The following is a 3,156-nucleotide window of genomic DNA, read 5'->3' as shown; positions in this document are numbered from 1 at the left end:
CATCGCCTTTTAGCTTATTCAGCCCAACTTCACATAATTATCAACACAACCTAGCTTCCCTCACTTGCGGGTGAGGGAAGCTAGGGGTGAGGGCAATTCTCGCGGCATCTGATGCTGCGGTTCCTCTGGAGTCACGCTCTGCGCTAATCGCTTCAACCACACCATGAAACATATTCATCCCACACGCAAACGAATACTTCCCTGGTGCAGACGGCGTAAACTCGATCGGAGTCGTCTGATTTAACTTCAGATCTTGGGCAATGCCAAAATCTGGAAAGCGGACTTGTTCAAGGCAACTGCTCGGATCACGGCGAAAGAAATTTAGCCGCACAGGTTGACCTGCATTGACAACAATTTGACTCGGTTCATAACCCCCATCAACCGTGATCGTTACTTCCTGAATGCCCTGATCAGTCGCGTCTGCCTTCTGAGATTTCTGTTTGCTATACAGAAACCACCAAAGCTCTAACCCGATTAGCGCCAAACCGCCTGCTGTAACACCTATCTTTAAGGCGATCGGTTGGTTAATGCGACGAAACGGTGGAGTCGGCTGCGAATGCTCCATTGGCATCTGAGCAGTCGCAGAGGTTGCACTCAAGAGCAAACCTATTCCTGCAAGATGTCCTAATACTTTGTTCAACATGATTGTCAACGCAATGAACTATTATGCGATCGCTTTAGGCTTGAAATTGCGTAACCGTAACGCATTCGTTAGAACAGATACCGAACTAAAGGCCATTGCACCGCCTGCAATGATTGGGCTCAGTAACCAACCAAAGATTGGAAACAGAATTCCTGCCGCAATGGGAATGCCTACTGTGTTGTAAATGAAGGCAAAGAAAAGATTTTGACGAATATTGCGAATGGTGGCGCGACTGAGTTGAATCGCTGTGACAATGCTTTGCAAGTCACCCGAAATTAACGTAATATCACTCGCCGCGATCGCAACATCGGTTCCCGTGCCGATCGCAATGCCCACATCCGCTTGAGCCAAGGCCGGGGCATCGTTAATGCCATCTCCCACCATTGCCACAATTTTTGCTTTAGAATGCCGACGACCGTTCGACCTAGAACGATTGTCACTGCCGCTTTGAATAGATTGAATCACGGCTGCTTTTTGATCGGGCCGGACTTCGGCAATCACCGTTTGAATTCCGACTTCTTTTGCAATCGAGTCTGCCGTTTGCTGATTGTCTCCCGTGAGCATGATCACCTCAAGTCCCATTCGTTGTAGCGATCGTACCGCTTCCACAGAGGAGGACTTCAGGGCATCTGAAATGCCCATCAGTCCCTGGAGCTTGCCTGCGATCGCAATCAGAATTACCGTTTTACCAACCGATTCCAATCGATCTTTTTCGGCTTGCAGCGGTCGGCTATCAATGTTCAATTCCTGTAGCCACCGTTGCGTTCCAATCTGGATCAGGTGATCGGCAACTCTGCCTTGAACTCCGCTGCCTGCAACCGCTTCAAAGTCCTGCACGTCCTCTAAACCCACGCCCTGAGTTTGGGCATAGCGCACCACCGCTTCGGCTAACGGATGTTCTGAATTACGCTCAACCGACGCCGCTAGTTTTAGCAACTGGAGTTCATGGGCTGAACCAACGGTCGTGATAAAGTCGGTCACCGTTGGCTGTCCGGCGGTGAGGGTTCCGGTTTTGTCTAATACGATCGTTCCGATCTGATGCGCTAACTCCAAGCTCTCGGCTCCCTTGATCAGAATGCCGTTCTCGGCTCCTTTGCCCGTCCCAACCAATACAGAAGTTGGAGTCGCCAATCCTAATGCACAAGGACAAGCGATGATCAGCACTCCAACCGTTGTGATAATCGCTAACGTTAGATTGCCTGTTGTGTTGAACCAAATGATAAACGTCAGGATCGCGATCGCAATTACGATCGGGACAAACCAGCCTGTAACTTGGTCGGCTAATCGCTGAATCGGAGCTTTCGATCCTTGAGCTTGCTGCACGAGCTTCACGATTTGAGCCAAGACGGTATCTTTGCCCACCCGAGTTGCCCGAAACCGAAAACTCCCCGTTCTATTAATCGTTGCCCCGATCACTTCATCGCCCGGTTGTTTCTTAGTAGGGACGCTTTCGCCCGTCACCATTGATTCATCGATCGTCGAGGTTCCACTCACCACTTCGCCATCCACCGGAATCTTCTCCCCCGGACGCACAATTACAATGTCGTCGATTTGAACGTCTTGGATCGGTACTTCCAGTTCTCGCCCACCGCGAACGATTCGCGCATCACGAGCTTGCAAGCCAATCAGGGTGCGAATCGCTTCTGAGGTCTGACCTCTCGCTCGCATCTCAAATAATCGCCCTAGTAGAATCAGCGTAATAATCACGTTCGCCGCCTCATAATACGCATCGGGCGACAATCCTTGAGCAATAAAGAAGCCAGGAAAAATCGTCGTCACCAGTGAGTAGAGATAGGCCGATCCCGTTCCTAGTGCGACTAAGGTATCCATTGTCGCCGTGTGACGCTTGAGCGCTTTCCAAGCATTGATGAAAAACTCTGCACCACACCAAAAGATCACAGGGGTAGACAAAACAAATTGAAACCAGGAATTGTGCAGCCAGGCTGGGATAAATGGAATTGCTAATCCGGTCATCATCGGCAGTGAGCCAAAAATGAGAATAGCGCTGATGATACTAGCAACAATAACTTTGCGGCGCAAATGACGAAATTCTCGCAAACGCTGTGTTTTTTCGGCATCGTCTTCACCCGTTATAAATTCCTGATCTTGTAGCGAAGTAGACGAGTAACCCGCATCAACGATCGCAGTTTGAATTTGCGCTAAGCTGACTCGCTTCGCGTCATATTCAACCATTGCTTGCTCTGCCCCATAGTTAACGTTGCAGTCCTGAACCCCTGGAACTGAACGAATCGCATCTTCTACGCTTCTAGCACACGAGGCACAACTCATGCCCCTCAGCTTTAAGTTGTGAGTTTCCATAGCATAGTTCTAAAGTTGATAGTCCTATGATGAATCCTCCAGTTCACTGGAAGGTCAAGCGATTCAACCATAATTCTTCAAAGACTCGCCCCAAGGTCATGCCAGCAATAGCAAAGTCCACCTTCCCAGCTTGGAAAGGTTGAAATGACACCCAAAAATCGGACAGGGAGCTAAGAGTAGTATCCTTGTTCAGT

At 49.5% G+C, this 3,156-nt stretch carries 2 protein-coding genes; both read right to left on the bottom strand.

The genetic code is table 11. The features are described from left to right. Positions 1 to 40 precede the first annotated feature (40 nt). Positions 41 to 643, bottom strand: coding sequence for a cupredoxin domain-containing protein (locus AC5JLB_RS20225; protein WP_495875620.1), 603 nt, complete (start codon positions 641 to 643; stop codon positions 41 to 43). A 21-nt stretch (positions 644 to 664) separates the two neighbouring features. Further along, positions 665 to 2,962 (bottom strand): heavy metal translocating P-type ATPase, encoded by a 2,298-nt coding sequence (locus AC5JLB_RS20220; protein WP_495875619.1) that lies wholly within the window; start codon positions 2,960 to 2,962, stop codon positions 665 to 667. Positions 2,963 to 3,156 lie beyond the last annotated feature (194 nt).

The organism is Myxacorys chilensis (assembly GCF_059505265.1).
This window is presented reverse-complemented; position numbering and strand designations above follow the sequence as displayed.